Here is a 25,425-nt window from a genome sequence, read left to right as displayed (position 1 = left end):
GATGCCGCAGCCTGGCCGTTTCAGCGCGGCGCCGCGGCCTTCTTGGTGGCTGTCGCCTTCGATGCGGCGCGTGGCTTGGCAGCCGGCTTGGCCGCAGCCTCGGGTGTCGCCGCGGGCGCTGCCGCCCGGGCCTTGGGTTTGGCGGCTACGGCGCCCGGCATGCCCTGGGTGGCCATCTTCGCTGCCATGTCGGTGGCTGTTTTCAGCGCCCCGCTCGCCATCTCACGTGTGGCCTCGAAGGCTGCATGGTGCGTGCCCGCGTCCTTCATGGCATTGGCCGCCAACTGCTGAAACTGGTTGGTCAACGCTCCCCACCATTGCATCGGATCGACCATGCCCGGCGCCTTGGCCTCGGCCTGCGCCGCGTCGGCCTGAGGCGATGCGGCTTCCGCACTCTTGGGCGCTGCGGCTGGCGCCGGTGCCGCTGGCGCGGGCTGTGGCTCGGGTGCGGCGCTGGCTTGGGGCGGTGCCTTGAACGGTTGCGCGGCACCAAAGGCACCCACCATATCTCCCATGGCCACATTCATGCCCTGCAGCGTGGCCAGGGTCATCTTCTGCACCTCCAGTGCCTGCACCGTTGCCGTGATGGCGCGGGCGTTCTGCTCCAGCCAGAACTGCACCGCCTTGAGCTCCTGTATGCGCTTGTCCAGCTCCTCCACGCTCATCGTCGGTGCCACCCAGCCCGACAGCGCCGCCGGCATGGCAGGCATGCCAGCGGCCGCGCCTTTGGCCAGGTTCTGCAGAAAATCAAAGCCCGGGACGAAGCGCCCGAAACCGAAGGGGGTTGTGTCGCTCATGGCAGCTCCTATGCATCACGTGAAATACGTGGCCGAGAGCTTACCGCTAATGCCCAGTCCTGGCATATCCCTCGGGCCCACCGCCCGGGTACATTGCAAACAATGCACCAACGGTCGGCCTGACGCAGCTTTCGCGGGCAACCGCGCGCAAACCCATGGTATCGCGCACGCCTGTACCACCTAGAATCCACTCGCCGGCCTGGCTGGCATGCATTCAGACATTCCAAAACCATCCAACACCATGGCAACTGCAAAGAAAACCACCGCCCCGGTAAAAAAGACCACTGCCAGCGCCAAGAAGGCTGCAGAACCTGCCAAGACCGCAGCCGCGAAGAAGACCGCGGCGCCTGCGGCACCCAAGCCCGTAAAGGATCCGTTCAACAAAACCACGCTGGTGGCCCACCTCGCCTCGCAGGCAGGCGTCGAGCCCAAGACGGCCAAGGCCGTGCTGGCAGCGCTGGAAACCGCCATCCTGGGCGCCGTGCACAAAAAGGGTTGCGGGGAGTTCACCCTGCCCGGCCTGCTGAAGATCGGCCTGTTGCAGGTGCCGGCGAAAAAGAAACGCTTCGGCAAAGACCCCTTCACGGGCGAAGAGCGCTGGTTCCCGGCCAAGCCCGCATCGGTCAAGATCAAGACCCGCGCCCTGAAGAAGCTCAAGGACGCAACGCTCTGATCGATGCCATGCCTTGACCGAAAAGCAGCCTATGGGCTGCTTTTTTCATGGGCGCGTCAAGCAGCATGTGGCTGCAGATAGAGCTCCGCCAGACGCTTGGTCGCTGCCTCGTGCATCCCCAGCCGATGCTTCAGGTACCGCTGCACACCACCATGGTCATGATCCACAGCCTGCAGCGCGGCCTGCAGAAACTCCGCCTGCACGCGCCAAATCACGTTCAACACCTCCTCGGGCGCTGAACTGACAAGACCAGCCGGGCGCCTGTACAGGCCGTTGGTCAGCAGGTAGTCCTGCATCACCACTTCCCGGGATACCCCCAGGGCAAGCAAAACCAGGGCGGCTGCGAAGCCGGTGCGATCCTTGCCTGCGGTGCAATGGAATACCAACGGCGTGTCCTCGAGCAGCAACTGCTCGAACAGGCTTGCAAACTGGCTGGTGTTGTCCGACACAAAGGCGCGATAGGTGTCCTGCATCAGCCGCACCGCCGTTGGTGCCGTCATTGGCTGGCCAGCCAGAGCCATTTCCTTGGCGCGCTGCACCACGATGGGCTCGATGGGTAGCGCTTGATAGCGTACATGCGGCAGTTCATAGGACAGTGCAGCGCTCTCCGCCTGCCCACGGAAATCCACCGCACGCGCCACGCCCAAACCGGCCAGCAACTGCCTGTCCTGCGGTGTCAGACTGGCAAGGTGGTCAGAACGAAAAATCCGGCGCCAACGGACAAGGCGTCCGTCCTGGCTTGCATAGCCGCCAAGATCGCGAAAATTGGAAGCTCCCGACAGATCCAGAGAGCGAGAGAAGTCAGCCATGCCAGGCAGTCCTTGTAACGTAGCAACCGCTGCGGAATGCGCCCAAACGAAAAAAGGGGCTACGACGATGTCGTAACCCCTTTTCTCTGACTGGTTGCGCGAGAAGGATTTGAACCTCCGACCTTTGGGTTATGAGCCCAACGAGCTACCAGACTGCTCCATCGCGCGGTAGACAGAAATTATAACCTATTTTTAGGCTTCGTTGTTGGTCTCGTCTGCAACTTCGGGACGATCGACGAGCTCAACAAACGCCATGGGTGCATTGTCGCCAACGCGGAAGCCCATCTTCAGAATGCGGGTGTAGCCACCGGGACGGGTCTTGAAGCGCGGGCCCAGGTCGTTGAACAGCTTGGTCACGCTATCGCGATCGCGCAGGCGGTTGAAGGCCAAGCGGCGATTGGCAACGGAGTCGTCCTTGGCCAGGGTGATCATGGGTTCGATCACACGGCGCAGCTCCTTGGCCTTGGGAACGGTGGTCTTGATGGCCTCGTGCTCGATGAGCGAGTTCATCATGTTCTGCAGCATCGCGAGGCGGTGCGAACTGGTGCGGTTGAGTTTACGGAGGCCGTGTCCGTGGCGCATGGTGCTTTCCTTATCAGTAAATTAAATCGGGCAGCCGTATCAGGTACTGCCCGAGGCACTGGCTCTTTCAAAAGAGCCGAAAATTATAGCTTAACGCTTGTCCAAGCCGGCGGGCGGCCAGTTCTCGAGCTTCATGCCCAGTGTCAGACCGCGCGAAGCCAGAACTTCCTTGATCTCGTTGAGCGACTTGCGGCCGAGGTTGGGCGTCTTGAGCAGCTCGTTCTCGGTGCGCTGGATGAGGTCGCCGATGTAATAGATGTTCTCCGCCTTGAGGCAGTTGGCCGAGCGCACGGTGAGTTCCAGCTCGTCTACGGGACGCAGCAGAATCGGATCAAACGTGGCGCCGCTGGGAGGATGTGAACCCCGCGGCTGACCTTCGAAGATCTCGCCGCCATCGAGCTGCGCGAATACGGCCAGTTGCTCGACCAGGATCTTGGCAGAAGCGCGTACGGCCTCCTCGGCCGAAATGGCGCCGTTGGTTTCGATCTCCAGAACCAGCTTGTCCAGGTCGGTACGCTGCTCAACGCGGGCGCTTTCCACCGTATAGCTCACCCGCTTCACCGGCGAGAACGATGCATCCAGCACGATGCGGCCGATGGATTTGGTGGCCTCGTCGGCATAGCGGCGCAGGTTCCCGGGCACGTAGCCGCGACCCTTCTCAACCTTGATCTGCATGTCCAGCTTGCCGCCGGCCGACAGTGTGGCGATGACGTGATCGGGATTGATGATCTCGACGTCATGAGGGGTCTGGATGTCGCGTGCGGTCACGATACCTTCGCCGTCCTTGCGCAGGCTCAGGGTGACCTCATCACGGTTGTGCAGCTTGAACACCACCCCTTTGAGATTCAAGAGGATGTTGACCACGTCTTCCTGCACGCCGTCGATGGACGAGTACTCGTGCACGACTCCGGCAATGGTCACCTCGGTTGCTGCGTAACCCACCATGGACGAGAGCAGGACACGGCGAATGGCGTTGCCCAGCGTGTGGCCATAGCCACGCTCGAACGGCTCCAGCTCGACCTTGGCCCGGTTGTGGCCAAGTTGCTCGACGTTGATTGCCTTGGGTTTCAGCAAATTGGTTTGCATGCAGACTTCCTTCTCAATGCCCCCAGCTCGTTACACCGGTAAGGCTGATGAAGCACCTAAACCGCGATGCCTCGCGGTTCAGGAACGATTTACGCTAACGGTGGCTTCAGGATTAACGCGAGTACAACTCAACGATCAGGGATTCGTTGATGTCCGCACCGAACTGATCACGATCGGGGATTTGCTTGAAGGTGCCTTCGACCTTGTCGGCGCTTACTTCCACCCACGCAGGCATGCCCACCTGCTGCGCCAGTTGCAGTGCCTCAACGATACGGGCCTGCTTCTTTGACTTTTCGCGCACGGCGACAACGTCACCGGCCTTCACCAGGTAGGAGGCAATGTTCACACTTTGACCATTCACCGTGATGGCCTTGTGCGACACCAGCTGGCGTGCCTCGGCGCGCGTCGAGCCGAAACCCATGCGATACACCACGTTGTCCAGGCGCGATTCCAGCAGCGCCAGCAGGTTGGCACCGGTGTTGCCCTTGCGGCGCTCGGCGGCTTCGAAGTAGCGGCGGAACTGCTTCTCCAGCACGCCGTACATGCGCTTGACCTTTTGCTTCTCGCGCAGCTGCAAACCGTAGTCGGAGGTACGCTGACCCGAAGTGCGGCCATGCTGGCCAGGCTTGGAGTCGAACTTGGCCTTGTCGGCGATCGAGCGACGCGCGCTCTTCAGGAACAGGTCGGTGCCTTCGCGGCGGGAGAGTTTGGCCTTCGGGCCGAGATAACGTGCCACTTGTATATCCTTGGAACTAATCAACTACCGCAGAAACCTGCGGGAGCCACCATCGCACCAGGCGATCGGTGGCGGTGGGCTTACTGAAAAAATCAGATGCGGCGGCGCTTTTGCGGGCGGCAGCCGTTGTGCGGAACCGGCGTCACATCCGAAATGGACGTGATGCGGATGCCCAGGGCACCCAGGGCGCGCACCGACGACTCGCGACCAGGGCCGGGACCCTTGATTTCGACGTCAAGGTTTTTGATGCCCTGCTCGATGGCGGCACGACCGGCCACTTCAGAGGCGACCTGTGCGGCAAACGGGGTCGATTTACGCGAACCCTTGAAACCCTGGCCACCAGACGAAGCCCAGGACAGAGCATTGCCCTGGCGATCGGTGATGGTGATGATGGTGTTGTTGAAGGAGGCATGCACGTGGGCAATGCCATCCGACACGTTCTTGCGAACCTTCTTGCGCACACGCTGCGCAGCGTTATTGGCAGGAGACTTGGCCATATTGATCTTTCAGTCTTACTTCTTCAGTGCCGCCGCACCCTTGCGCGGGCCCTTGCGGGTACGGGCATTGGTGCGCGTACGCTGACCGCGCATGGGCAGGCCACGGCGATGGCGGAAACCGCGATAGCAGCCGATGTCCATCAGGCGCTTGATGTTCATCGTGGTTTCACGACGCAGGTCACCTTCGATGGTGAACTGGGCGATCTGGTCACGAATCTTTTCCAGGTCGCCGTCAGTCAATTCCTTGACCTTCTTCGAATAAGCAATTCCGCATGCCTCGCAAATCTTGCGAGCACGGGTACGCCCAATCCCGTAGATGGCCGTCAGGCCAATCTCGGTGTGCTGATGGGGCGGGATGTTGATACCAGCGATACGAGCCATGTGCGTCCTCTAATATTTCCCAATCAACCTTGGCGCTGCTTGTGACGCTGATCCGTGCAGATCACGCGCACAACGCCCTTGCGGCGGATAATTTTGCAGTTGCGGCAAATTTTCTTGACCGAAGCCGAAACTCTCATTGCATTCTCCTAAACTCTTGTCCAATCGTTCCGGCCACTTACTCAATGCGCGCGGAACACAAAACATGTGCCCGCGATGGATCGAAGGGCATCGAAAAACCGTTGCTTCTTTGGCGAACCCGCGACTATAACGCATCCACCAAAGCCACGCCGGTGTCAGGTACCTGGTGTCGTCTTGAAGTTGGCCTTCTTGAGCAGCGATTCGTACTGCTGCGACATCATGTAGTTCTGCACCTGAGCCATGAAGTCCATCGTCACCACCACGATGATGAGCAACGAGGTGCCACCAAAATAGAACGGCACGTTGTACTTCAGAATCAAGAACTCGGGCAGCAGGCACACGAAGGTGATGTACACGGCTCCGGCCAGCGTCAGGCGTACCAGAATCTTGTCGATGTAGCGGGCCGTGTGTTCACCTGGTCGAATCCCGGGAATGAATGCCCCGCTCTTCTTCAGGTTGTCTGCGGTCTCGCGGCTGTTGAAGACCAACGCCGTATAGAAGAAGCAGAAAAACACGATGGCGGCAGCGTACAGCAACACATAGATCGGTTGTCCGGGTGTCAGCGTGGAGGCGATGTCACGCAACCAACGCATGGATTCACCCGCACTGAACCAGTTCACCACGGTAGCCGGCAGCAAGATGATGGACGAAGCAAAGATCGGAGGGATCACGCCTGCCATGTTCAGCTTCAAGGGCAGATGCGACGACTGTCCACCATAGACCTTGTTGCCCACCTGACGGCGCGCGTAGTTCACCAGGATCTTGCGCTGTCCACGCTCGACGAAGACCACGAAGTAGGTCACCAAGCCGACGATGGCCACGATGAAGATGGCCGCCAGGATGCTCATGGCACCCGTGCGCACCAACTCCAGCAGGCCACCGATGGAGCTCGGCAGGCCGGCTGCGATACCTGCAAAAATCAGGATCGAAATGCCGTTGCCCAGGCCGCGCTCGGTGATCTGCTCGCCGAGCCACATCAGGAACATGGTGCCCGCCGTCAGGCTGACCACAGCCGTCATGCGAAAGCCAAAGCCCGGCGCTATCACCAGCCCGGCCGTGCTCTCCAGCGCCACGGCGATGCCGAGCGACTGAAAGATGGCCAGGCCCAACGTGCCATAGCGGGTGTACTGCGTGATCTTGCGGCGGCCGGCCTCGCCCTCCTTCTTCAACTGCTCGAACGTGGGCATCACATAGGTCATCAACTGCATGATGATCGATGCCGAGATGTACGGCATGATCCCCAGCGCGAAGACCGTGAAGCGCGACAGCGCCCCGCCCGAGAACATGTTGAACAGGTTGAGGATGCCACCCTGCTGGCCACTGAACAGCTGCTGCAGCTGCGCGGGGTCGATTCCCGGAACGGGAATATGCGCCCCCACGCGGTACACCACCAACGCGAGCAACAAGAACACCAGGCGCCGGCGCAGATCGCCGAACTTTCCGGTTTTTGCCAGTTGAGCTGCGTTAGTAGCCACAGATGCCTTTCTTCAGAACCAAATCAGGCCAGGCTGCCACCGGCGGCCTCGATGGCAGCCTTGGCACCGGCGGTCGCGACGACGCCCGACAGCTTCACGGCCGTGGAGATCTCGCCACTCTTGATGACCTTCACGACCTTGGCCAGCTCGCTGACCAGGCCAGCCTGCTTCAGTGCCAGCACGTCAACCTCGGCCAGGCCGAGATTGTTCAGGGCCGTCAGAGAAATCTCGGCGTTGAACTTCAGCAGGTGCGACTTGAAACCGCGCTTGGGCAGACGGCGCTGCAAAGGCATTTGGCCGCCTTCGAAGCCCACCTTGTGGTAGCCGCCGGAACGCGACTTCTGGCCCTTGTGACCGCGACCGGCGGTCTTGCCCAGGCCGGAGCCGATGCCACGGCCGACACGGCGCTTGGCGTGCTTGGCACCCGCTGCAGGCTTGATGCTATTGAGTTCCATCATCAACCTTTCAGAGGATTTTGACCAGATAGCTGATCTTGTTGATCATGCCGCGCACCTCGGGTGTGTCCTTGAGTTCGCTGACGCTGTTGAGCTTGCGAAGACCCAGGCCACGCACGGTGGCGCGGTGCGATTCCTTGGTGCCAATCGGGCTGCGCACCAGCTGAATCTTGATGGTTTGTTGCGTTGTCATTGGTCGCCTCCCTATCAGGCAGCGAAGAGGTCTTCGACCGTCTTGCCACGCTTGGCGGCCACTTCGGCCGGCGTTGTGGAATTGGTCAAGGCATCGAACGTTGCACGAACCATGTTGTAGGGGTTGGACGAACCGTGGCTCTTGGCCACGATATCGGTAATGCCCATCACCTCGAACACGGCGCGCATCGGGCCGCCGGCGATGATGCCGGTACCCTTGGGAGCCGGCGCCATCTGCACCACGGCGGCGCCGTGGTGACCCATCACGTTATGGAAGATGGTGCCGTTCTTCAGCGACACCTTCACCATGTTGCGGCGGGCCTCTTCCATGGCCTTCTGCACGGCAGCGGGCACTTCCTTGGACTTGCCCTTGCCCATGCCAACGCGGCCGTCACCGTCGCCAACCACGGTCAGTGCAGCGAAGCCGAGGATACGACCGCCCTTCACGACCTTGGTCACGCGGTTGACCGCGATCATTTTTTCGCGCAGACCGTCGTCACGACCTTCGTCTTGCACCTTGGGGGTAAATTTAGCCATTTTTATCCGCTCCGCTTAGAACTGCAGACCTGCTTCACGGGCTGCGTCGGCCAGGGCCTTGACGCGACCGTGGTAGGCAAAACCCGCGCGGTCAAACGCAACCTTCTCAACACCGGCAGCCTTGGCCTTCTCGGCAATGCGCTTGCCGATCAGCGTGGCGGCGGCCACGTTGCCACCCTTGCCGGCGGCGCCGAGCTGGGCACGCACTTCTGCTTCGGCCGTCGAGGCCGATGCCAGCACCTTGGTGCCGCAGCCAGAAATCACGCTGGCGTAGATGTGGAGGTTGGTACGGTTCACCGACAGACGCGCGACGCCTTGCTGTGCAATGCGGATACGTGTCTGACGGGCACGACGAAGACGCTGCTCTTTCTTGGTCAACATATTGCAGCTCCTTACTTCTTCTTGGTCTCTTTGATCACGACCTTCTCATCCGCATAACGGATGCCCTTGCCCTTGTAGGGCTCGGGAGGACGAACGGCGCGGATCTCGGCGGCCAGCTGGCCCACCACCTGGCGATTCGCACCCTTGATCACGATTTCTGTCGGCGTGGGGGTGGCCACGGTGATGCCGGCGGGCATGTCAAAGTTGACGGGGTGCGAGAAACCCACGTTCAGATTCAGCTTGGAGCCGGAGGCTGCCGCCTTGAAGCCCACGCCGATCAGCGTCAGCTTCTTTTCGAAGCCCTTGCTGACGCCCAGCACCATGTTGTTCACCAACTGGCGCACGGTACCGCTCATGGCATTGGCTTCACGCGAGTCATTGACGGGCTCGAAGCTCAGCTTGCCTTCATTGCTAGAGACCTTCACCAGTGCATTCTGTGCCAGCGACAGCGAGCCGCCTGCACCCTTGACACTGATCTGATCTTCCTTGATGGACACATCCACGCCTGCGGGGATGGTCACCGGGGATTTTGCTACGCGAGACATTTCAGTATTTCTCCTTCATGCCCGCGCTTAAGCGACGTAGCAAAGCACTTCGCCGCCGACACCGGTAGCGCGCGCCTTGCGATCGGTCATCACACCCTTGGGCGTGGTGACAATCGCCACACCCAGGCCGTTCATGACTTGCGGAATGGAATCGCGACCCTTGTACACGCGCAGGCCGGGACGGCTGACGCGCTCGATGCGCTCGATCACGGGGCGACCGGCGTAGTACTTCAGGGCGATTTGCAGCTCGGACTTGCCGGCTTCGGTCTTGACTTCGAAGCCGTCGATGTAACCCTCGTCCTTCAGCACCTGTGCGATGGCAATCTTCACCTTGGAAGAAGGCACCGAAACGGTGGCCTTGGACACCATTTGCGCATTGCGGATGCGGGTCAGCAAGTCAGCGATGGGATCACTCATGCTCATGTTGTATCTCTCCTGCTTCGCTTACCAGCTGGCCTTGGTGACACCGGGGATGTCACCGGCGAATGCCAGTTCACGGATCTTGGCGCGGCCCAGACCGAATTGACGGAAGGTGCCACGGGGACGACCGGTGATTTCGCAGCGGTTGCGTTGACGCGTGGGGTTGGCGTTGCGGGGCAACTTCTGCAGCCCCAGGCGTGCAGCGTCGCGCTCTTCGTCGCTGCGCTTGGCATCGCCGGCAATCGCCTTCAGTTCCGCGTACTTGGCGGCGTACTTGGCGGCCAGTTTTTCGCGCTTGAGTTCGCGCTGGATCAAAGCTACTTTAGCCATACGCTGCCTTTAGTTCTTGAACGGGAAACGGAAGCCGGTCAGAAGCGCCTTGGCTTCTGCGTCGGTCTTGGCCGTCGTGGTGATGCTGATGTTGAGGCCACGCAAGGCATCCACCTTGTCGTACTCGATCTCAGGGAAAATGATCTGCTCTTTGACGCCGATGTTGTAGTTGCCACGGCCATCGAAGGCGCGGCCGGAGATACCACGGAAGTCACGCACACGCGGCAGGGCCACGGTCACGAAACGATCCAGGAACTCATACATCTGCGCGCCACGCAGGGTCACCATGCAGCCGATGGCCTGGCCTTCGCGGATCTTGAAACCGGCGATGGCCTTCTTGGCCTTGGTCACCACGGGCTTCTGGCCGGCGATCTTGGTCAGATCGGCAACGGCGTTGTCCATGATCTTCTTGTCGGCCACAGCCTCGCTCACGCCCATATTCAGGGTGATCTTGGTCAGGCGCGGAACTTCCATGATCGACTTGTAGCCAAACTTTTCCTTGAGTTCGGCCGCGATCTTTTCGCGATAGATTTTTTGCAGTCGTGCCATGTGCTACTCCTTAGGCGGCCTTGATTTCGGCGCCGCTGGACTTGAACACGCGCACACGCGTACCGTCGGCCTGCACCTTGATGCCCACGCGATCAGCCTTGCCGGTAGCGGCATTGAAGATGGCCACGTTGGACTGATGAATCGGCATGGCCTTTTCCACGATGCCGCCGTTGGTACCCTTCATGGGGTTCGGCTTGACATGCTTTTTGACCAGGTTGATGCCTTCGATGACCAGATGGGAGTCATCCTTGCGCAGCGTGACCGTGCCACGCTTGCCCTTGTCGCGGCCGGCGAGCACGATGACCTCGTCGCCCTTGCGGATCTTGTTCATGGTGCGTCCTTCAGAGAACTTCGGGAGCCAGGGACACGATCTTCATGAAACGCTCGGTACGCAGCTCACGCGTCACGGGGCCGAAGATGCGGGTGCCGATGGGCTCCAGCTTTGCATTCAGCAACACTGCCGCGTTGCCATCGAATTTGACGAGCGAACCGTCGCCGCGGCGAATGCCCTTGGCCGTACGAACGACCACAGCACTGTAGATCTCGCCTTTTTTGACGCGACCACGCGGAGCAGCTTCCTTCACGCTCACCTTGATGATGTCGCCAACGCTTGCATAGCGACGCTTGGAACCACCCAGCACCTTGATGCACAGGACGGACTTCGCGCCGGTATTGTCGGCAACGTCTAACCGAGATTCTGTTTGGATCATTTCAATATTCCCAACTTGCACCAGCACATCCCGACAGCCCCAGAGTCCTTCTCAAGGGCCGCCAGGCAGCCAGTCAGTCTTGGGCCCGTCGTCCACGCCGCGAACCATTTCGCAGCGCTTCCACTGGGCAGAAACCTCGCGCTTTTCACGCGAAGCTTTGGATTATGACCCAGCTGGAAATCAAAGTCAACAACTGGCGGCCAAATGCTCAGGTCGGCAGTTGCTGGTACTGCTGCGCCAGGGCCAGGAACTCCGCCAGCCGTGGATCACGGCCCAGCTCTTCCTGCAGGATGGCCGCCACGCGTGGTGCCAGCTCGGCGGCCAGGCGCGCATCCAGGAACAGCATGCGGCTGCGCCGCGCCAACATATCCTCCACGGTGCGGGCGTACTCAAAACGCGCAGCAAAGCGCACCATGGCTTCACTCAGCCCCTCGGCCAGCCATTGTTCCGCACCGGGCAGCTGCCTGACGGCCGCAGCCTCGCTGCCATAGGAATGCAAACCCTGGGCGTCGCAGATGCGCTGGTGTGGCGGCTGCGCCGGCGTGCCCACCATGCGCAACAGGTTGGTCACGCCAGCCGCACGCGCCGGCAGCAGTCCCGCGTCGAAGCATTTTTGCAACACATCCTCGGCCATGGCCCGGTAGGTGGTCCATTTGCCGCCCGTCACGGTGACCAGGCCGCTCTTGCTCGCCAGCACCGTGTGCTCGCGGCTGATGGCCTTGGTGTTGCCACCCTCTTCATCCTGCGGCTTGACGAGCGGGCGCAGGCCAACCCAGATGCTGCGCACGTCCTGCGCCCCGGGTGCGCGGCGCAGGTACTTGGCCGATTCGCCAAGGATGAAATCCACCTCTTCCTTGAAGGCCAACGGCTCACGCGCCAGATCCTTGCGCGGGCTGTCCGTCGTCCCCAGGATGAGTTTGCCGAGCCAGGGCACGGCAAACAGCACGCGACCGTCTGCCGTCTTGGGCACCAGCAACGCGTGGTCTGAGGGCAGAAAATCGCGATCGACGACGATGTGCACGCCCTGGCTGGGCGCGACCATGGGGCGCACCGGCTTGCCCATGGCCTGGCCGTCCTGCTGGCGCAACTCGTCCACCCAGACGCCGGTGGCGTTGACCACGGCGCGGGCCTGCAGCTCAAAGCGCTGGCCGCTTTCAGCATCCTCGCAGACCAGGCCAGCCAGCTTGCCACCCTCGTGCAGCAGGCCGCGCACCGGGCAATAGTTGACCAGCAACGCACCCTTGAGCGCCGCCGTGCGCGCCAGCGCCAGCGCCAGGCGGGCATCGTCAAACTGGCCGTCCCAGTACTTGACGCCGCCCTTGAGCCCGTCAGCGCGCGCCGTGGGCAGGCAGCGCAGTGTTTCCATGCGCCCGAGGAATTGCGTCGAGCCCAGGCCAGCCTGGCCCGCCAGCGCGTCATACATCTTCAGGCCGACGCCGTAGAACGGCGTCTCCCACAGCTTGTACGAGGGCATGACGAAGGCCAGCGGCTGCGCCAGGTGCGGCGCGTTATGCAAGAGCGTGGTGCGCTCGTGCAGCGCCTCGCGCACCAGCGCGATGTTGCCCTGCGCCAGATAGCGCACGCCGCCGTGCACCAATTTAGTGGCGCGCGACGAGGTGCCCTTGGCAAAGTCGTGCGACTCCAGCAACACCACCGAAAAGCCGCGCGCCGCCGCGTCCAGCGCCACGCCCAGTCCGGTGGCGCCGCCGCCGACCACCGCCAGATCGTAGGTATGGGGCTGGGCCAGGCGCGCCAGCAGCTGGGCACGGTCAGTGCCCAGGGGCTGGTCTTGGTTTGCAGTGTTCATATCCGGCTTTCAGTTGGCGGCGCCCAGGCATTGCCGCAATGGTTCGAATATTTTCGTTTAAATTCGTTTTTGATTATATTTCTTCTTATGTGACACTGTGAATCCCCTGCCGCCGCGAGCCACCGCCGTGAACCACAACCCCCGCCAACTCCAGCTGCTCGCTCATGTGCGCCAGCATCACAGCGCCAGCGTGGAGCAGCTGGCCGAGGCCCTGGGCGTGACCCTGCAGACCGTGCGTCGCGACGTGCAGCGCCTGACCGAGGAGGGTTTGCTGACCCGCTTTCACGGCGGCGCGCGGCTGCCGGGCTCCACCGTCGAGAACCTGGCCCATACCCAGCGCGAGAGCCTGCATGCCGAGGGCAAGGCACGCATCGCGCGTGCCGTGGCGGCGCAGGTGCCCAACGGCTGCTCGCTGATCCTGAACATAGGCACCACCACCGAGGCCATTGCGCGCGCCCTGATGCAGCACCGTGGACTGCGCGTGATCACCAACAACCTGAACGTCGCCGCCATTCTGTGCGCCAACCCGGACTGCGAGGTGATCGTTGCCGGCGGCGTGGTGCGTGCGCGCGACCGCGCCATCGTGGGCGAAGCGGCGGTGGACTTCATCCGCCAGTTCCGCGTGGACATCGCCCTCATAGGCATCTCCGGCATAGAGAGCGACGGCACGCTGCGCGACTTCGACCTGCGCGAGGTGAAGGTGGCGCAGACCATCATCGCCCAGGCGCGCGAGGTCTGGCTGGCCGCCGACCACAGCAAGTTCAACCGCCCGGCCATGGTGCAGCTGGCCCGGCTGGCGCAGATCGACCGCCTGTTCACCGACGCGCCGCCGCCCGAGCCCTTCCCCGCCCTGCTGCAAGAGGCCCAGGTGCAATGCACCATTGCCGACGGTTGAGCGTGGTGCGCCAGGCGTTTAGCGACATTCACCACTCACCACTCACCACTCACCGCCCAACCATGACCTACCTGCTCGCCCTAGACCAAGGCACCTCCAGTTCGCGCAGCATCGTCTTCGACCCGCGCGGGCGCATCGTGGCGCAGGCCCAGCAAGAGCTGCCTCAGATCTATCCCCAGCCCGGCTGGGTGGAGCATGACCCGATGGAAATCTGGCGCACCCAGCTGGCCACGGCGCAGCAGGCGCTGCGCCAGGCAGGCATAGGCGCGGCCGATATACGCGCCCTGGGCATCACCAACCAGCGCGAAACCACCGTGCTGTGGAACCGCGCCACCGGCGCGCCGCTGCACCACGCCATCGTCTGGCAAGACCGGCGCGGCGAACCGAGCTGCGCGCAGCTGCGCAGCCAGGGGCTGGAGGCCACCATCCAGGCCAAGACCGGCCTGCTGGTCGACGCCTACTTCTCGGCCACCAAGCTGCAGTGGCTGCTCGATAACGTGCCCGGCGCACGCGCCCAGGCCGAGCGCGGCGAGCTGGCCTTTGGCACGGTCGACAGCTGGCTCATCTGGCAGCTGACCGGCGGGCGCCGCCACGTGACGGACGTGAGCAACGCCAGCCGCACCATGCTGTTCAACGTGCGCAGCAACCAGTGGGACGACGAGCTGCTGGCGCTCCTGAATATCCCGCGCTCGCTGCTGCCCGAGGTGCTGCCGTCCAGCGGCGACTTCGGCGCCAGCGACGCTGGGCTGCTAGGCGCCGCCATACCGATTGGCGGCGTGGCCGGCGACCAGCAAAGCGCGCTGTTCGGCCAGGCCTGCTTCAAGGCCGGCATGGCCAAGAACACCTACGGCACCGGCTGCTTCATGCTGATGCACACCGGCGCCAACTTCCAGACCAGCCGCAACGGCCTGCTCACCACCAGCGCGGCGCAGCCCAGCAGCGCCACGCAGTACGCGCTGGAGGGCAGCGTCTTCGTCGGCGGCGCCGTGGTGCAGTGGCTGCGCGACGGCTTGCAAGCGATTCGCGCCAGCAGCGAAGTGCAGGCGCTGGCCGAGAGCGTACCCGACTCGGGCGGCGTGATGCTGGTGCCGGCCTTCACCGGCCTGGGCGCGCCCTACTGGAACCCGGACGCGCGCGGCACCATCACCGGCCTGACGCGCGGCAGCACGCTGGCGCACATTGCGCGCGCCGCGCTCGAATCGATTGCCTACCAAAGCGCCGCGCTGCTGTCGGCCATGAGCCGCGACGCCGTGGCCAACGGCGGCGCCCCGGTGAGCGAACTGCGCGTGGACGGCGGTGCCTGCGTCAACGACCTGCTGATGCAGTTCCAGGCCGACCTGCTGGGCATTCCCGTGGTGCGCCCGGCCGTGGTCGAAACCACCGCCCTGGGCGCGGCCTACCTGGCGGGCCTGGCCAGCGGCGTGTACGCCGGTCAGGACGAGCTGACCACGCTGTGGCAGGCCGAGCGCCGCTTCATGCCCACGCTGGCGCGCGAGCAGGCCCAGGCGCTGATGGCGCGCTGGGAGCATGCCGTGGCCCAGGCCGTGCTGCCAGCCTGAGGGCGAGATAAAAAACATAGCTGCTCCCGCTTGGTGGACCTTGATTTCAGGCAAGAACAGCCTGTAACTGAATACTGGCAAGCGCAAACAGCTATTGTTTTTGGGACAGGACACCAGTGCACAATGGCGCCCCACGCCCTTTCTGCACGCCCATCCCATGAGCCACAGCCACCAGCCCCTTCCCCCCATCGCCTTCATCGGCGGCGGCAACATGGCCAGCGCCATCATCGGCGGCCTGATCCAGCAAGGCCTGCCCGCCAGCCAAATCGAGGTCGTCGAGCCCTTCGAGCCGGCGCGCGCCGCGCTGCTGCAAGGTTTCGGCGTCAGCGCCCAGCCCACGGCCACGGCGGCGCTGGCGCGTGCTGCCCTGGTGGTTTGGGCCGTCAAGCCGCAGACCTTCAAGGATGCCGCGCAGCAGGCGGCGGCGCACACCCAGGGCGCGCTGCACCTGAGCGTGGCCGCCGGCATTCGTTCCGGCAGCATTGCGCAATGGCTCTCCAGCGAGCGCATCGTGCGCGCCATGCCCAACACCCCGGCGCTGATCGCCCAGGGCATGACCGGCCTGTATGCACGCGCCGCCGTCACTGCGGATGAGCGCACGCTGGTCGAGCAGGTGGTGGCCACCACCGGCGCCTGGCTGTGGCTGGAGCAGGAGTCGCTGCTGGACGCCGTCACCGCCCTGTCGGGATCGGGCCCGGCCTACGTGTTCTACTTTCTGGAGGCCATGACCGATGCCGGCGAAGACATGGGCCTGACGCGCGAGCAGGCGCACCAGCTGGCCGTGGCCACGTTCGCCGGCGCCTCCGAGCTGGCGCGCCGCTCGGACGAACCGCCGGCCGTGCTGCGCCAGCGCGTGACCAGCAAGGGCGGCACCACGCATGCGGCCATAGAGTCCATGGAAGCCGACGACATGGCCCAGCGCTTCATGCGTGCGCTCGACGCGGCCGAGCACCGGGCGCGCGAGCTGGGCGACGAGTTCGGCGCCACCAACTGAAACACATAGCCATCGCCGCGCCACGCCGCCCGCAGGTACAGCCCATACCCCATCTCACCCGTCCCTGGTTCCGCCTGTCCCTGCTGGGCGCCTGCCTGGCCCTGTCGTCCTGCGGCGGTGGCGGCTATGAAACTCCGCCGACGGCGCCCGCACCGCAGCCCCAGCCACAACCGCCGCAAAGCCAGGCCCCATTCACCCCCGGCCCCGGCGACCTGCCGCAGGCCCAGGGCCTCTACCCGTATGCGGCGCCCCAGCTGCTGACGCTGGACCTGCGCTACCAGAGCACCCCCGTCTCCGGCGCTGGCCTGTATTTGGTGGACAAGAACACCTGCGCGCAGCTGGCCAGCCCGCCACCGAGCTACCCCGGCGGCATGGTCACGCTGGACACGGTAAACCTGGACGAGAACAAGGCCGACGACTGCGAGCCCGAGATCAAGGTGCTGGCCACAAGCGGCGACGGCCTGCTCAAGGGCGCCGCCGCCAAGATGCGCCTGCCCGGCAGCAGCACGCGCCTGGCCACGCTCAAGTCCTACCGCGTCAAGTTCGACAAGGGTGCGGACTGGCAGGGCGAGGACACGCTGAACCTGAACAAGCACCCCTACGACCTGACCCGCGTGCGCAACAAGCTGGCCTTCGACCTGATGCGCCAGGTGCCCTACCACCAAAGCCTGCGCACGCAGTTCGTCGAGATCCGCTACGACGCGGGCGCGGGCACGGGTGCCGGCGCGCAACCCATGGGCCTGTTCACCCATATCGAAAAGCTGGGCGGCAAGAGCTACCTGGAGCGCCGCGGCTGGGTCGCCGGCTCCAACGTCTACAAGGTCGCCGCGTTCAACTTCAACCCGGACGCGCGATTGCAGACGCTGGCCGACGGCAAGGCCGGGCCGGGCTTTGAAGAACTGCTGGAGATCGAGAACGATTCCGGCAACCATGGCGCCATCGTGCAGACGGTGAAGGCGCTGGCCGACGATGGCACGCCGTTTGCGACCAGCTTCAACCGCCACTTCGACCGCAACAACTACCTGGCCTGGCTGGCCAGCGCCATCCTGCTGGGCAACTGGGACACGGTGAACCAGAACTTCGGCCTGTACCAGCCGCTGGGCGGCCTTTGCCGACGGCACCCTGGCGCTGCAACCCGCGCCGGTCTCGGGCCGCACGCTGCTGAACCTGGGGGCGCTGCCCGCCGGGCAATACCTGGTGCGTGTGACCGCCAGCGACGCCGACGGCAACCGCAGCAACGCCTTTGACAGCACCAGCTTCGACGGCCAGACCGTGGACGGCGCCATCTGCCTGAACATGCCCGGCGCCACGCCCTGCTGAACGCCTTCAGCGCAGCGCGAACCCCAGGGCCACGCCGGCAAAGATGGCCGCGCCAATCCAGTGGCTCTTGCTGAAGGCGACAAAGCAGCCCGCGCGCGTGCGCGTGCGGATCAGCCGGTAATGCCACAGCACCTGGGCCGCCGCCAGGCCCAGGCCCAGCCACAGCGGCCAGCCCAGCCGCAAGGGCACCAGCACCGCCGCCGTCAGTGCCAGGCAGGCCACGAAGAACAGCATGATGGCGGCCACATCAAAGCGCCCCAGCGTGATGGCCGAGGTCTTCATGCCGATCAGCAGGTCGTCGTCACGGTCCACCATGGCGTACTCGGTGTCGTAGGCCAGCACCAGGAACATGTTCGCCAGCCACAGCACCCAGGCCTGGCCCGGCACGCCGCCCGTCACCGCGGCAAAGGCGATCACGATGCCAAAGTTGAAGGCAATGCCCAGAAACGCCTGCGGCATGGCAAAGAAGCGCTTGGTGAACGGATACAGGATGGTGAAGACCACCGCCGGCACCGACCAGGCCACGGCCTGCCAGCGCGTGGTCAGCACCAGGGCCAGGGCCACCAGCGCCAGCGCCGCGCCCAGCAGGGCCGCCTCGGTCACGCTGACCAGGCCGCTGGTGATGGGGCGCGCCTGCGTGCGCTTCACATGGCGGTCAAAGCCGCGGTCGGCAATGTCGTTGATGCAGCAGCCGGCGCTGCGCATGAGCACCGTTCCGGCGACGAACACGGTCAGCAGATGCCACCCCGGAAAGCCGCCCGCCGCCACCCACAGCGCCACCAGCGTGGGCCAGACCAGCACCAGCCAGCCGGCCGGGCGGTTGAAGCGGATCAGATCCAGGTAGAGCGAGAGCCTGGAGCGCGGCGGCGTGGCGGTCATGAACGGAGTCTTCAAATAAAAAAGGGCCGAAGCCCTTGTGTACAAAGCGTAAAACGCTATTAATCTTCTAGCAAAGAGCGCAGCATCCAGGCCGTCTGCTCATGCACCGTCATGCGCTGGGTGAGCAGGTCGGCGGTGGGCTCGTCGCAGGCCTTGTCGGCCAGGGGAAAGAGCTCGCGCGCGGTGCGTGCCACGGCCTCGTGGCCCAGCACCAGGATGCGCACCATCTCCAGCGCCTTGGGCGGATCGGCGGGTACGTCGTCCAGCGACGACAGCTTGCCAAACGCCGCGTACGAGCCCGGCGCCACATGGCCCAGCGCGCGTATGCGCTCGGCGATCGGGTCAACGGCATTCCACAGCTCGGTGTACTGCTCCATGAACATGGTGTGCAGCGTGTTGAACATGGTGCCGGTCACGTTCCAGTGGAAGTTGTGCGTGGTCAGGTACAGCGTGTAGGTGTCGGCCAGCAGGCGCGACAGGCCCTGGGCAATGGCGGCTCTGTCCTTGTCGCTGATGCCGATGCGGATGCCCGGGGCGGCAATGCCCTGGGCGGAAGCGGGCGTCTTCACGGTCTTGCTGGTTTTTGCGGCTTTGGCCATGGTGCTTTCTCCTTCGGTTGACTTGATAAAGACTGTAGCGCAGCAGGGCTGCCGCACCATGACTTGTGGCAATTGCGGGCATAGCCAACGCGGCCCGCTTCAGCTCAGGCGCTTGACCCCCGGCAGCTCGCAGGCGTAGATGGCGTTGCGCAGCGCGGCGATGGCCTCGTAGCGCGTGAAGCTGCGGCGCCAGGCCAGCACCACGCGGCGCATGGGCGGGGCGCTGCCGTCGCTCTCCTTGATGGGCAGGTAGCGGATATGCGCGTCGTCGCTCTTGCGCCGGCGCACGCCGGTGTGCAGCGCGTCGCGCGGCACCGACAGGCGCGGCACCAGGGTCACGCCCATGCCGGCCGAGACCATGTGCTTGATGGTCTCCAGCGAGCTGCCCTCGAAGGTGCGGCGTATGCCCTCGGCATTGCTGGCAAAGCGCGCGAACTCGGGGCAGACCTCCAGCACATGGTCGCGAAAGCAGTGGCCCGCGCCCAGCAGCAACATGGTCTCGTTCTTCAGCTCCAGGGCCGACACGTTCTTGCGCTCGGCCAGCGGGTGGCTGGATGGCACGGCCGCCAGAAAGGGCTCGTCGTACAGCGGCGCGATGGCCAGGCCCGTGTCGGGAAAGGGCTCGGCAAGGATGGCGCAGTCGATCTCGCCGGTGCGCAGCATCTCCAGCAGCTTGACGGTGAAGTTCTCCTGCAGCATCAGCGGCATCTGCGGCGTGAGCGCGATCGCGTGGCGCACCAGGTCGGGCAGCAGATAGGGGCCTATGGTGTAAATCACGCCCAGGGTCAGCGCGCCGGCCAGCGGGTCCTTGCCGCGCTTGGCGATCTCCTTGATCTCGGCGGCCTGCTCCAGCACGCTTTGCGCCTGGCGCACGATCTCCTCGCCCAGCGGCGTCACCGAGACATCGCCCGCGCTGCGCTCGAACAGCTTGACCTCCAGCTCGTCCTCGAGCTTCTTCACCGCCACCGACAGCGTGGGCTGCGAGACATAGCAGGCCTCGGCCGCGCGGCCAAAATGCTTTTCACGGGCGACGGCGACGATGTATTTGAGTTCGGTAAGAGTCATCTCGTGGCAATAGCGAAAGACTAAAACGCGACATTGTGCAATGCGCGGCCGCGGCGCGGTTGCCGCGCGCCGGCTCACGCCTTCAGATAGTCGGACTTTGTGCCCAGCCAGCGCTGTATGTGCTGCTCGGCCAGCAGCGGGTGCTGGTCCAGCATCTGCGGCGCGGCCTCGCGCGCCCAGTCCAGCAGCGCACCATCGGTGGCCAGGTCGGCAAAGCGCAACAGCGCGTCGCCAGACTGGCGCGCGCCCAAAAATTCACCCGGGCCGCGTATCTCCAGGTCGCGCCGCGCGATCTCGAAGCCGTCTGTCGTCTCCGCCATGGCTTTCAGGCGGCCCTTCGCCGTCTCGCCCAGGCGGCCGCTGTCGCCCGTGGAGTACAGCAGCACGCAGGCCGAGGCCGCAGCCCCCCGCCCCACGCGCCCGCGCAGCTGGTGCAGCTGCGACAGGCCGAAGCGCTCGGCATGCTCGATCACCATCAGGCTGGCGTTGGGCACGTCCACGCCGACCTCGATGACGGTGGTGGAGACCAGCACGCCCATGGTGCCGCTCTTGAATGCCTCCATCACCGCCTTTTTCTCGGCGGATGGCATGCGCGAATGCAGCAGGCCCACGGTGACGCCAGGAAGGGCCTCGCTCAACGCCACATGGGTGGCCGTGGCGTTGGACAGATCCAGCGCCTCGCTCTCCTCGATCAAGGGGCAGACCCAGTACACCTGCCGCCCCGCCGCCACCTGCGCGGCGATGCGCTCGACCACCTGATCCTTGCGGCTGTCGGCGATCAGCTTGGTGACCACTGGCGTGCGCCCGGGCGGCAGCTCGTCTATGGTGGAGACGTCCAGATCCGCGTAGTAGCTCATGGCCAGGGTGCGCGGTATGGGCGTGGCACTCATCATCAGCAGGTGCGGCTCCAAGCCATGGCGAGCCAACTTCTGCCGCAGCGCCAGGCGCTGGGCCACACCAAAGCGGTGCTGCTCGTCGATCACCGCCAGGGCCAGGTTCTTGAACTGCACCTGCTCCTGGATGACCGCATGCGTGCCCACCACCAGGGCCGCCGCGCCGCTGGCGATGCGCTCCAGCATGGCGGCGCGCTCCTTCTTCTTCTGCCCGCCAACCAGCCAGGCCACCTGCTGGCCGCGCTCGGCCAGGAGCGGCTCCAGCCAGCCAATGAGCTTGGTGAAATGCTGCTCGGCCAGGATCTCGGTGGGCGCCATCAGCGCACATTGCCAGCCGGCATCCATGCAGACGCAGGCGGCGAGCGCCGCGACCACGGTCTTGCCCGAGCCCACATCGCCCTGCAGCAGGCGGTGCATGGGCACGGGCCTGGCCAGGTCATGCGCGATTTCTTCGCCCACGCGGCGCTGGGCCGCGGTCAGCGCAAAGGGCAGCGCTGCCAGCAGGCGCTCGTGCAGGGCCGGTGCGCCCGCCGCCTGCGCCGGGCGCAGCTCGGGCGCGCGCAGCAAGGCGCGCTCGCGCTTGGCCGTCAGTTGCGACAGCTGCTGCGCCAGCAGCTCCTCGGCCTTCAGGCGCTGCCAGGCCGGGTGGCTGTGATCCTGCAACGTGGCCAGCGCCACGTCGGGTGATGGGTGATGCAAAAATAATAGCGATTCGCGCAGATTCCACGGTCTTTGTAGCCCGTTTTCCCTATCAAACCGCGCCACGGGCGGCTGCAGTCCTGGCGGCAGGGTCTCGGGCAGCTCCACGCGCGCCATGGCGCTCGCCACGGCGCGGCGCAGATAGGCCTGGGGCAGCTGGGCCACGGTGGGATAGATGGGGGTCAATGCCTGGGGCAGCTCGCCTTCAGCCTTGCGAAAGGCCGGGTGCAGCATCTGCCGGCCCCAGAAGCCGCCCCTGACCTCGCCGCGCACGCGCAGCCGCGCACCCACGGCCATGGTCTTCTGGTGCGATGGGTAGAAGCTGAAGAAGCGCAGCTCGCAGCTGCCGGTGCCATCCTCCACCGTCACCACCAGCTGGCGGCGCGGGTGCAGCTGCACCTCGCTGGCGGTCACCGTGGCCTCGATCTGCACCATGTCGCCCTCGCGTGTGTTCCGCAAAGGGGTGATGCGCGTTTCGTCCTCGTAGCGCAGCGGCAGGTGCAGGGCCAGGTCGATGGGGCGCGTCAGGCCCAGCTTGACCAGGGCCTTTTGCGCGGGGCTTTGATCAACCATTGTCAAAGCCGCGCCGGCGTCCGGGCAAGGGGTTTCAGTGTGGTTTTGAAACAATTAAAATAGGAAGTTACTTTCGTCATCCTGATCAGTTTTCATGCTCAAACGCATCCATGTGCAGCAGCTCAGCCTGGGAATGTACCTGCACGAACTTTGCGGCTCGTGGATGGAGCATCCGTTCTGGCGCACGCGTTTTCTGCTCGAAGACCCGCAGGATCTGCTGCGCATACGCGAAACCAGCATCCAGGAGGTGTTGATCGACATCTCCAAGGGACTGGATCTGGCCAACGCAGCCACAGCACAGGCCGAAGGCGAGGTGAGTGAAGCCCCCCAGGCGTCGCCGGTGCAGGCAGAGCCGGTACAGGCAGAGCCGCCGTCGGCCGCCACACCCATGGCGCAGGAGCTGCAGCGCGCCGCCAGCATTTGCGCCAACGCCAAGCAGGCCGTGATCAGCATGTTCAGCGAGGCGCGCATGGGCCGTGCGGTGGACGCCAGCAGCGCCCCGGGCCTGGTCAGCGAGATAGCGGACTCGGTGACGCGAAACCCCAGCGCCCTGATCAGCCTGGCGCGCATCAAGACCGCCGACGAATACACCTTCATGCACTCGGTGGCCGTGTGCGCGCTGATGGTGGGGCTGGCGCGGCAGATGGGCCTGAACGACGAGGCCACGCAGCAGGCGGGCCTGGCCGGCCTGCTGCACGACCTTGGCAAGGCCCATGTTCCGCTGGCGATCCTGAACAAGCCGGGCAAGCTCAGCGACGCCGAGTTCGCCCTGATGCGCGGCCACCCCGGCGCCGGCCACGCCCTGCTGCAGGGCCAGGGTCTGCCCGCGCCGGTGCTGGACGCCTGCCTGCACCACCACGAGAAGATCGACGGCACGGGCTATCCGCACCGCCTGCCGGCCGAGCAGATCACCACCCTGGCGCGCATGGCGGCGATCTGCGATGTGTACGACGCCATCACCTCGGACCGCCCCTACAAGGCCGGCTGGGACCCGGCCGAATCGCTGCGCCGCATGGCCGAGTGGACGCGCGACCATCTGGACCAGCGCCTGTACCAGGCCTTCGTGAAAAGCCTGGGCATCTACCCCGTGGGCTCGCTGGTGCGCCTGACATCGGGGCGCCTGGGCGTGGTCACCGAGCAGTCGCCCGGCACGCTGCTCACGCCGCGCGTGAAGGTTTCTATTCCACCAAGTCGGACATGCGCATACCGCCCGAGCTGATCGACCTGTCCGCGCCCGGCTGCCGCGAGCAGATCGCCGGGCGCGAAGACCCGGCGCGCTGGCAGTTCCCGGATCTGAACGAACTGTGGTCCGGGCTGCCGCACCAGCCCTGGTGAGCGCCGGCGACGGCAAAAAAACCACCGCCGTTCTGATCCAGCCATAGCGGCCTGCGAGGGGCAAGCTATGGCATCAGGAGCGCGCCGCGCTCGCCACTGCAACGATTTCTATCGAATGCCCGAGAAGTAGCGGTTCAGGCAATATTTCATTAAAACCGCCACGCAGCAAGCGCGAATACCTATATTTTCGAGAGCATTCCAGCGGCATCCCCACCCTCCGCATGCGCCACGCAACGGTTGCGCCCCTGGTGCTTGGCCTGGTAGAGCGCGGCGTCGGCGTGGGCGATCAACGCCGCCGAGCCGCTGGCGCCGTCCGCACCCGCATGGGGCACCTGGCTGCACACGCCGGCGCTGATGGTCACGCAGGGCCCGACCGGCGAGTCGGCATGCGGCAGGGCCAGCGCCTGCACGGCCTGCACCATGCGCTGCGCCAGGGCCGTGGCGCCGGCCATGCCGGTATCGGGCAACACCACCACCAGCTCCTCGCCGCCGTAGCGCGCCACCAGGTCGGCGTCGCGGCGCAGGCAGCCGGCCACGGCGCGCGCCACGGCCTGCAGGCAGGTGTCGCCCTGCTGGTGGCCGTAGCGGTCGTTGTAGCGCTTGAAACAGTCCACGTCGATCATCACCAGGCCCAGTGGCCGCTGGGTGCGGCGCGCCAGGGTGCAGGCCTGCTCCAGCCATTCGTTGAAATGCGCGCGGTTGGCGATGTCCAGCAGCGCATCGGTGCGCGAGAGCAGGCGCAGGCGCTCGTTGGCCAGCTCCAGCTCGCGCGTGCGCTGGGTCACGCGCTCCTCCAGATCCTGGTTGGCGCTGGCCAGCTGGGTGTTCTGCACCGACAGCGCCGAATACAGCCGGTTGATCATCTTCAGCAGCGTCTGCATGCCGTCGTCATGCCTTGCGCGCTGGCGCTCGCGCTCGAAGGCCTCGGCCGCGTCCAGCCCCTGGCGCCGGGACGCGATCTGCCGCGCCATCGACCGGTCTATGCCCAGGATATGCAGACCCAGCCACGCGGTCAGAAAGTCGACCAGCATGGCGCCCAAATCGGCCTGCGTGCCGCGCCGCGCCCACATCACGCGTATCTGCTGCACGAACTGCTGGTGCAGCCGGCAATGCGCCTGGACATGGCGCGCGTCCAGGCCGCTTTGCGCCATCAGCTGCTCCTCTTCGCGGAAGTGGTACTCGGCATAGGCCAGCAGGCGGGCGTAGATATCGGCCAGCAGCGCCTGGCGGTCGCCGGCCGGCGAGAACAGCGCCTGGTTCAGCTCGTTGAACAGATCCACCAACGCATGGTGCTGCGCATCCACCACATCCAGGCCGGTGACAAAGCCATCATCCCAAATGAAAGAGGTATCCATACGCCGTCGAACGATTGCTTGACAAAAGACAAAGTCTATGGGATTTGGAGTGCGATAGCTTGACCTTTCTAAAGTGCCCACGCCGCCACGGGGCCGCGCCGCAGTTGCGACAATCGCCCCCTGCGCCTGCCGCCATGGCCGGCCGCCTTTGTCAAGAAT

At 64.6% G+C, this 25,425-nt stretch carries 30 protein-coding genes, 1 tRNA gene and 1 pseudogene; 6 read left to right on the top strand and 26 right to left on the bottom strand.

Annotation, left to right across the window (positions count from 1 at the left end; all coding sequences use genetic code 11):
• Positions 1–20 precede the first annotated feature (20 nt).
• Positions 21–797 (bottom strand): PhaM family polyhydroxyalkanoate granule multifunctional regulatory protein, encoded by a 777-nt coding sequence (locus P4826_RS15030; protein ID WP_317701182.1) that lies wholly within the window; start codon positions 795–797, stop codon positions 21–23.
• Between the two features lie 241 nt (positions 798–1,038).
• Here P4826_RS15030 and P4826_RS15025 point away from each other — a divergent pair, with 241 nt between their 5' ends.
• Positions 1,039–1,470, top strand: a complete 432-nt coding sequence (locus P4826_RS15025; RefSeq protein WP_317701181.1) for an HU family DNA-binding protein — start codon at positions 1,039–1,041, stop codon at positions 1,468–1,470.
• Positions 1,471–1,526: 56 nt separating this feature from the next.
• Here P4826_RS15025 and P4826_RS15020 read toward each other — a convergent pair whose 3' ends face one another.
• From P4826_RS15020 to P4826_RS14925, 20 genes are all read right to left on the bottom strand, one after another.
• Complete coding sequence (locus P4826_RS15020; protein ID WP_317701180.1) at positions 1,527–2,279, bottom strand: tyrosine-protein phosphatase; 753 nt, start codon at positions 2,277–2,279, stop codon at positions 1,527–1,529.
• A gap of 91 nt (positions 2,280–2,370) precedes the next feature.
• A tRNA-Met gene (locus tag P4826_RS15015) sits at positions 2,371–2,447 on the bottom strand.
• A gap of 24 nt (positions 2,448–2,471) precedes the next feature.
• A complete protein-coding gene (rplQ, locus tag P4826_RS15010) occupies positions 2,472–2,861 on the bottom strand; it encodes a 50S ribosomal protein L17 (RefSeq protein ID WP_317701179.1) in 390 nt (129 codons plus the stop codon).
• A 90-nt stretch (positions 2,862–2,951) separates the two neighbouring features.
• Positions 2,952–3,947 carry a DNA-directed RNA polymerase subunit alpha gene (locus P4826_RS15005; protein ID WP_317701178.1) on the bottom strand — a complete coding sequence of 332 codons (996 nt, stop codon included), beginning with the start codon at positions 3,945–3,947 and terminating at the stop codon, positions 2,952–2,954.
• Between the two features lie 112 nt (positions 3,948–4,059).
• Positions 4,060–4,683 carry a 30S ribosomal protein S4 gene (rpsD, locus tag P4826_RS15000; protein WP_317701177.1) on the bottom strand — a complete coding sequence of 208 codons (624 nt, stop codon included), beginning with the start codon at positions 4,681–4,683 and terminating at the stop codon, positions 4,060–4,062.
• A 92-nt stretch (positions 4,684–4,775) separates the two neighbouring features.
• Positions 4,776–5,180, bottom strand: coding sequence for a 30S ribosomal protein S11 (rpsK, locus tag P4826_RS14995; protein WP_011793799.1), 405 nt, complete (start codon positions 5,178–5,180; stop codon positions 4,776–4,778).
• A gap of 15 nt (positions 5,181–5,195) precedes the next feature.
• Positions 5,196–5,561 carry a 30S ribosomal protein S13 gene (rpsM, locus tag P4826_RS14990; protein WP_317701176.1) on the bottom strand — a complete coding sequence of 122 codons (366 nt, stop codon included), beginning with the start codon at positions 5,559–5,561 and terminating at the stop codon, positions 5,196–5,198.
• A 23-nt stretch (positions 5,562–5,584) separates the two neighbouring features.
• On the bottom strand, positions 5,585–5,698 hold the full coding sequence (rpmJ, locus tag P4826_RS14985) for a 50S ribosomal protein L36 (RefSeq protein WP_003050535.1): 114 nt from the start codon (positions 5,696–5,698) through the stop codon (positions 5,585–5,587).
• A 156-nt stretch (positions 5,699–5,854) separates the two neighbouring features.
• Positions 5,855–7,174 (bottom strand): preprotein translocase subunit SecY, encoded by a 1,320-nt coding sequence (gene secY / locus P4826_RS14980; protein WP_317701175.1) that lies wholly within the window; start codon positions 7,172–7,174, stop codon positions 5,855–5,857.
• Between the two features lie 23 nt (positions 7,175–7,197).
• Positions 7,198–7,629, bottom strand: coding sequence for a 50S ribosomal protein L15 (gene rplO / locus P4826_RS14975; RefSeq protein WP_317703770.1), 432 nt, complete (start codon positions 7,627–7,629; stop codon positions 7,198–7,200).
• 10 nt (positions 7,630–7,639) lie between these two features.
• The gene (rpmD, locus tag P4826_RS14970; RefSeq protein WP_317701174.1) at positions 7,640–7,822 is read right to left on the bottom strand and encodes a 50S ribosomal protein L30; all 183 of its coding nucleotides are present in this window, start codon (positions 7,820–7,822) and stop codon (positions 7,640–7,642) included.
• A 14-nt stretch (positions 7,823–7,836) separates the two neighbouring features.
• Positions 7,837–8,358: a 30S ribosomal protein S5 gene (gene rpsE, locus P4826_RS14965; protein WP_317701173.1), complete on the bottom strand. Its 522-nt coding sequence runs from the start codon at positions 8,356–8,358 to the stop codon at positions 7,837–7,839.
• Positions 8,359–8,373: 15 nt separating this feature from the next.
• On the bottom strand, positions 8,374–8,739 hold the full coding sequence (rplR, locus tag P4826_RS14960; RefSeq protein ID WP_317701172.1) for a 50S ribosomal protein L18: 366 nt from the start codon (positions 8,737–8,739) through the stop codon (positions 8,374–8,376).
• 11 nt (positions 8,740–8,750) lie between these two features.
• Positions 8,751–9,284 (bottom strand): 50S ribosomal protein L6, encoded by a 534-nt coding sequence (rplF, locus tag P4826_RS14955; RefSeq protein ID WP_317701171.1) that lies wholly within the window; start codon positions 9,282–9,284, stop codon positions 8,751–8,753.
• A gap of 27 nt (positions 9,285–9,311) precedes the next feature.
• Positions 9,312–9,707 (bottom strand): 30S ribosomal protein S8, encoded by a 396-nt coding sequence (rpsH, locus tag P4826_RS14950; protein WP_317701170.1) that lies wholly within the window; start codon positions 9,705–9,707, stop codon positions 9,312–9,314.
• 21 nt (positions 9,708–9,728) lie between these two features.
• A complete protein-coding gene (rpsN, locus tag P4826_RS14945) occupies positions 9,729–10,034 on the bottom strand; it encodes a 30S ribosomal protein S14 (protein ID WP_166067736.1) in 306 nt (101 codons plus the stop codon).
• A gap of 9 nt (positions 10,035–10,043) precedes the next feature.
• Complete coding sequence (rplE, locus tag P4826_RS14940) at positions 10,044–10,583, bottom strand: 50S ribosomal protein L5 (RefSeq protein WP_317701169.1); 540 nt, start codon at positions 10,581–10,583, stop codon at positions 10,044–10,046.
• Positions 10,584–10,593: 10 nt separating this feature from the next.
• Complete coding sequence (rplX, locus tag P4826_RS14935; protein ID WP_317701168.1) at positions 10,594–10,914, bottom strand: 50S ribosomal protein L24; 321 nt, start codon at positions 10,912–10,914, stop codon at positions 10,594–10,596.
• A gap of 10 nt (positions 10,915–10,924) precedes the next feature.
• Positions 10,925–11,293, bottom strand: coding sequence for a 50S ribosomal protein L14 (gene rplN / locus P4826_RS14930; RefSeq protein ID WP_047350286.1), 369 nt, complete (start codon positions 11,291–11,293; stop codon positions 10,925–10,927).
• 208 nt (positions 11,294–11,501) lie between these two features.
• A complete protein-coding gene (locus P4826_RS14925; RefSeq protein ID WP_317701167.1) occupies positions 11,502–13,100 on the bottom strand; it encodes a glycerol-3-phosphate dehydrogenase/oxidase in 1,599 nt (532 codons plus the stop codon).
• A gap of 127 nt (positions 13,101–13,227) precedes the next feature.
• On the opposite strand from P4826_RS14925, the gene P4826_RS14920 reads away from it, so the two are divergent.
• The 4 genes from P4826_RS14920 (at position 13,228) to P4826_RS14905 (ending at position 17,795) form a co-directional block, all read left to right on the top strand.
• Positions 13,228–13,995, top strand: coding sequence for a DeoR/GlpR family DNA-binding transcription regulator (locus P4826_RS14920; protein ID WP_317701166.1), 768 nt, complete (start codon positions 13,228–13,230; stop codon positions 13,993–13,995).
• 62 nt (positions 13,996–14,057) lie between these two features.
• A complete protein-coding gene (gene glpK / locus P4826_RS14915; protein ID WP_317701165.1) occupies positions 14,058–15,554 on the top strand; it encodes a glycerol kinase GlpK in 1,497 nt (498 codons plus the stop codon).
• Positions 15,555–15,711: 157 nt separating this feature from the next.
• Positions 15,712–16,548: a pyrroline-5-carboxylate reductase gene (proC, locus tag P4826_RS14910; RefSeq protein ID WP_317701164.1), complete on the top strand. Its 837-nt coding sequence runs from the start codon at positions 15,712–15,714 to the stop codon at positions 16,546–16,548.
• A 314-nt stretch (positions 16,549–16,862) separates the two neighbouring features.
• Positions 16,863–17,795: a CotH kinase family protein gene (locus tag P4826_RS14905; protein ID WP_317701163.1), complete on the top strand. Its 933-nt coding sequence runs from the start codon at positions 16,863–16,865 to the stop codon at positions 17,793–17,795.
• Between the two features lie 79 nt (positions 17,796–17,874).
• Here P4826_RS14905 and ubiA read toward each other — a convergent pair whose 3' ends face one another.
• The 4 genes from ubiA to recG form a co-directional block, all read right to left on the bottom strand.
• Entirely contained in the window at positions 17,875–18,747 is an 873-nt protein-coding gene (gene ubiA, locus P4826_RS14900; RefSeq protein WP_317701162.1) for a 4-hydroxybenzoate octaprenyltransferase, read from the bottom strand.
• Positions 18,748–18,806: 59 nt separating this feature from the next.
• Positions 18,807–19,346 carry a Dps family protein gene (locus P4826_RS14895; RefSeq protein WP_013723143.1) on the bottom strand — a complete coding sequence of 180 codons (540 nt, stop codon included), beginning with the start codon at positions 19,344–19,346 and terminating at the stop codon, positions 18,807–18,809.
• 99 nt (positions 19,347–19,445) lie between these two features.
• Complete coding sequence (locus tag P4826_RS14890; RefSeq protein WP_317701161.1) at positions 19,446–20,411, bottom strand: LysR substrate-binding domain-containing protein; 966 nt, start codon at positions 20,409–20,411, stop codon at positions 19,446–19,448.
• 74 nt (positions 20,412–20,485) lie between these two features.
• Positions 20,486–22,576, bottom strand: a complete 2,091-nt coding sequence (gene recG / locus P4826_RS14885; protein WP_317701160.1) for an ATP-dependent DNA helicase RecG — start codon at positions 22,574–22,576, stop codon at positions 20,486–20,488.
• Positions 22,577–22,670: 94 nt separating this feature from the next.
• Between recG and P4826_RS14880 the strand changes: the two are divergent.
• Positions 22,671–23,911: pseudogene (locus P4826_RS14880) on the top strand (cyclic di-GMP phosphodiesterase).
• Between the two features lie 179 nt (positions 23,912–24,090).
• On the opposite strand, the gene P4826_RS14875 reads toward P4826_RS14880, so the two are convergent.
• Positions 24,091–25,266, bottom strand: coding sequence for a GGDEF domain-containing protein (locus P4826_RS14875; RefSeq protein ID WP_317701159.1), 1,176 nt, complete (start codon positions 25,264–25,266; stop codon positions 24,091–24,093).
• Positions 25,267–25,425: the final 159 nt, after the last annotated feature.

Origin of the sequence: Diaphorobacter limosus, from assembly GCF_033100095.1 — a bacterium.
In the GTDB taxonomy this organism is placed as follows: Bacteria; Pseudomonadota; Gammaproteobacteria; order Burkholderiales; family Burkholderiaceae_C; genus Alicycliphilus; species Alicycliphilus limosus.
The sequence above is the reverse complement of the archived record's forward strand: the minus strand, read 5'-3'. Positions and strand labels throughout refer to the sequence as shown.

Excerpts from the sequence above, each read along its gene's own strand:
- rplN (WP_047350286.1), bottom strand. The coding sequence starts at position 11,293 with ATGATCCAAACAGAATCTCGGTTAGACGTTGCCGACAATACCGGCGCG.
- rpsH (WP_317701170.1), bottom strand. The coding sequence starts at position 9,707 with ATGAGCATGAGTGATCCCATCGCTGACTTGCTGACCCGCATCCGCAAT.
- rplX (WP_317701168.1), bottom strand. The coding sequence starts at position 10,914 with ATGAACAAGATCCGCAAGGGCGACGAGGTCATCGTGCTCGCCGGCCGC.
- rplQ (WP_317701179.1), bottom strand. The coding sequence starts at position 2,861 with ATGCGCCACGGACACGGCCTCCGTAAACTCAACCGCACCAGTTCGCAC.
- P4826_RS14895 (WP_013723143.1), bottom strand. The coding sequence starts at position 19,346 with ATGGCCAAAGCCGCAAAAACCAGCAAGACCGTGAAGACGCCCGCTTCC.
- rpmD (WP_317701174.1), bottom strand. The coding sequence starts at position 7,822 with ATGACAACGCAACAAACCATCAAGATTCAGCTGGTGCGCAGCCCGATT.
- rplR (WP_317701172.1), bottom strand. The coding sequence starts at position 8,739 with ATGTTGACCAAGAAAGAGCAGCGTCTTCGTCGTGCCCGTCAGACACGT.
- rpsE (WP_317701173.1), bottom strand. The coding sequence starts at position 8,358 with ATGGCTAAATTTACCCCCAAGGTGCAAGACGAAGGTCGTGACGACGGT.
- rplE (WP_317701169.1), bottom strand. The coding sequence starts at position 10,583 with ATGGCACGACTGCAAAAAATCTATCGCGAAAAGATCGCGGCCGAACTC.
- P4826_RS15005 (WP_317701178.1), bottom strand. The coding sequence starts at position 3,947 with ATGCAAACCAATTTGCTGAAACCCAAGGCAATCAACGTCGAGCAACTT.
- rpsK (WP_011793799.1), bottom strand. The coding sequence starts at position 5,180 with ATGGCCAAGTCTCCTGCCAATAACGCTGCGCAGCGTGTGCGCAAGAAG.
- ubiA (WP_317701162.1), bottom strand. The coding sequence starts at position 18,747 with ATGACCGCCACGCCGCCGCGCTCCAGGCTCTCGCTCTACCTGGATCTG.
- proC (WP_317701164.1), top strand. The coding sequence starts at position 15,712 with ATGAGCCACAGCCACCAGCCCCTTCCCCCCATCGCCTTCATCGGCGGC.
- P4826_RS15020 (WP_317701180.1), bottom strand. The coding sequence starts at position 2,279 with ATGGCTGACTTCTCTCGCTCTCTGGATCTGTCGGGAGCTTCCAATTTT.
- rplF (WP_317701171.1), bottom strand. The coding sequence starts at position 9,284 with ATGTCTCGCGTAGCAAAATCCCCGGTGACCATCCCCGCAGGCGTGGAT.
- P4826_RS15025 (WP_317701181.1), top strand. The coding sequence starts at position 1,039 with ATGGCAACTGCAAAGAAAACCACCGCCCCGGTAAAAAAGACCACTGCC.
- rpmJ (WP_003050535.1), bottom strand. The coding sequence starts at position 5,698 with ATGAGAGTTTCGGCTTCGGTCAAGAAAATTTGCCGCAACTGCAAAATT.
- P4826_RS14875 (WP_317701159.1), bottom strand. The coding sequence starts at position 25,266 with ATGGATACCTCTTTCATTTGGGATGATGGCTTTGTCACCGGCCTGGAT.
- recG (WP_317701160.1), bottom strand. The coding sequence starts at position 22,576 with ATGGTTGATCAAAGCCCCGCGCAAAAGGCCCTGGTCAAGCTGGGCCTG.
- P4826_RS14925 (WP_317701167.1), bottom strand. The coding sequence starts at position 13,100 with ATGAACACTGCAAACCAAGACCAGCCCCTGGGCACTGACCGTGCCCAG.
- P4826_RS14890 (WP_317701161.1), bottom strand. The coding sequence starts at position 20,411 with ATGACTCTTACCGAACTCAAATACATCGTCGCCGTCGCCCGTGAAAAG.
- rplO (WP_317703770.1), bottom strand. The coding sequence starts at position 7,629 with ATGGAACTCAATAGCATCAAGCCTGCAGCGGGTGCCAAGCACGCCAAG.
- P4826_RS15030 (WP_317701182.1), bottom strand. The coding sequence starts at position 797 with ATGAGCGACACAACCCCCTTCGGTTTCGGGCGCTTCGTCCCGGGCTTT.
- rpsM (WP_317701176.1), bottom strand. The coding sequence starts at position 5,561 with ATGGCTCGTATCGCTGGTATCAACATCCCGCCCCATCAGCACACCGAG.
- glpK (WP_317701165.1), top strand. The coding sequence starts at position 14,058 with ATGACCTACCTGCTCGCCCTAGACCAAGGCACCTCCAGTTCGCGCAGC.
- rpsN (WP_166067736.1), bottom strand. The coding sequence starts at position 10,034 with ATGGCTAAAGTAGCTTTGATCCAGCGCGAACTCAAGCGCGAAAAACTG.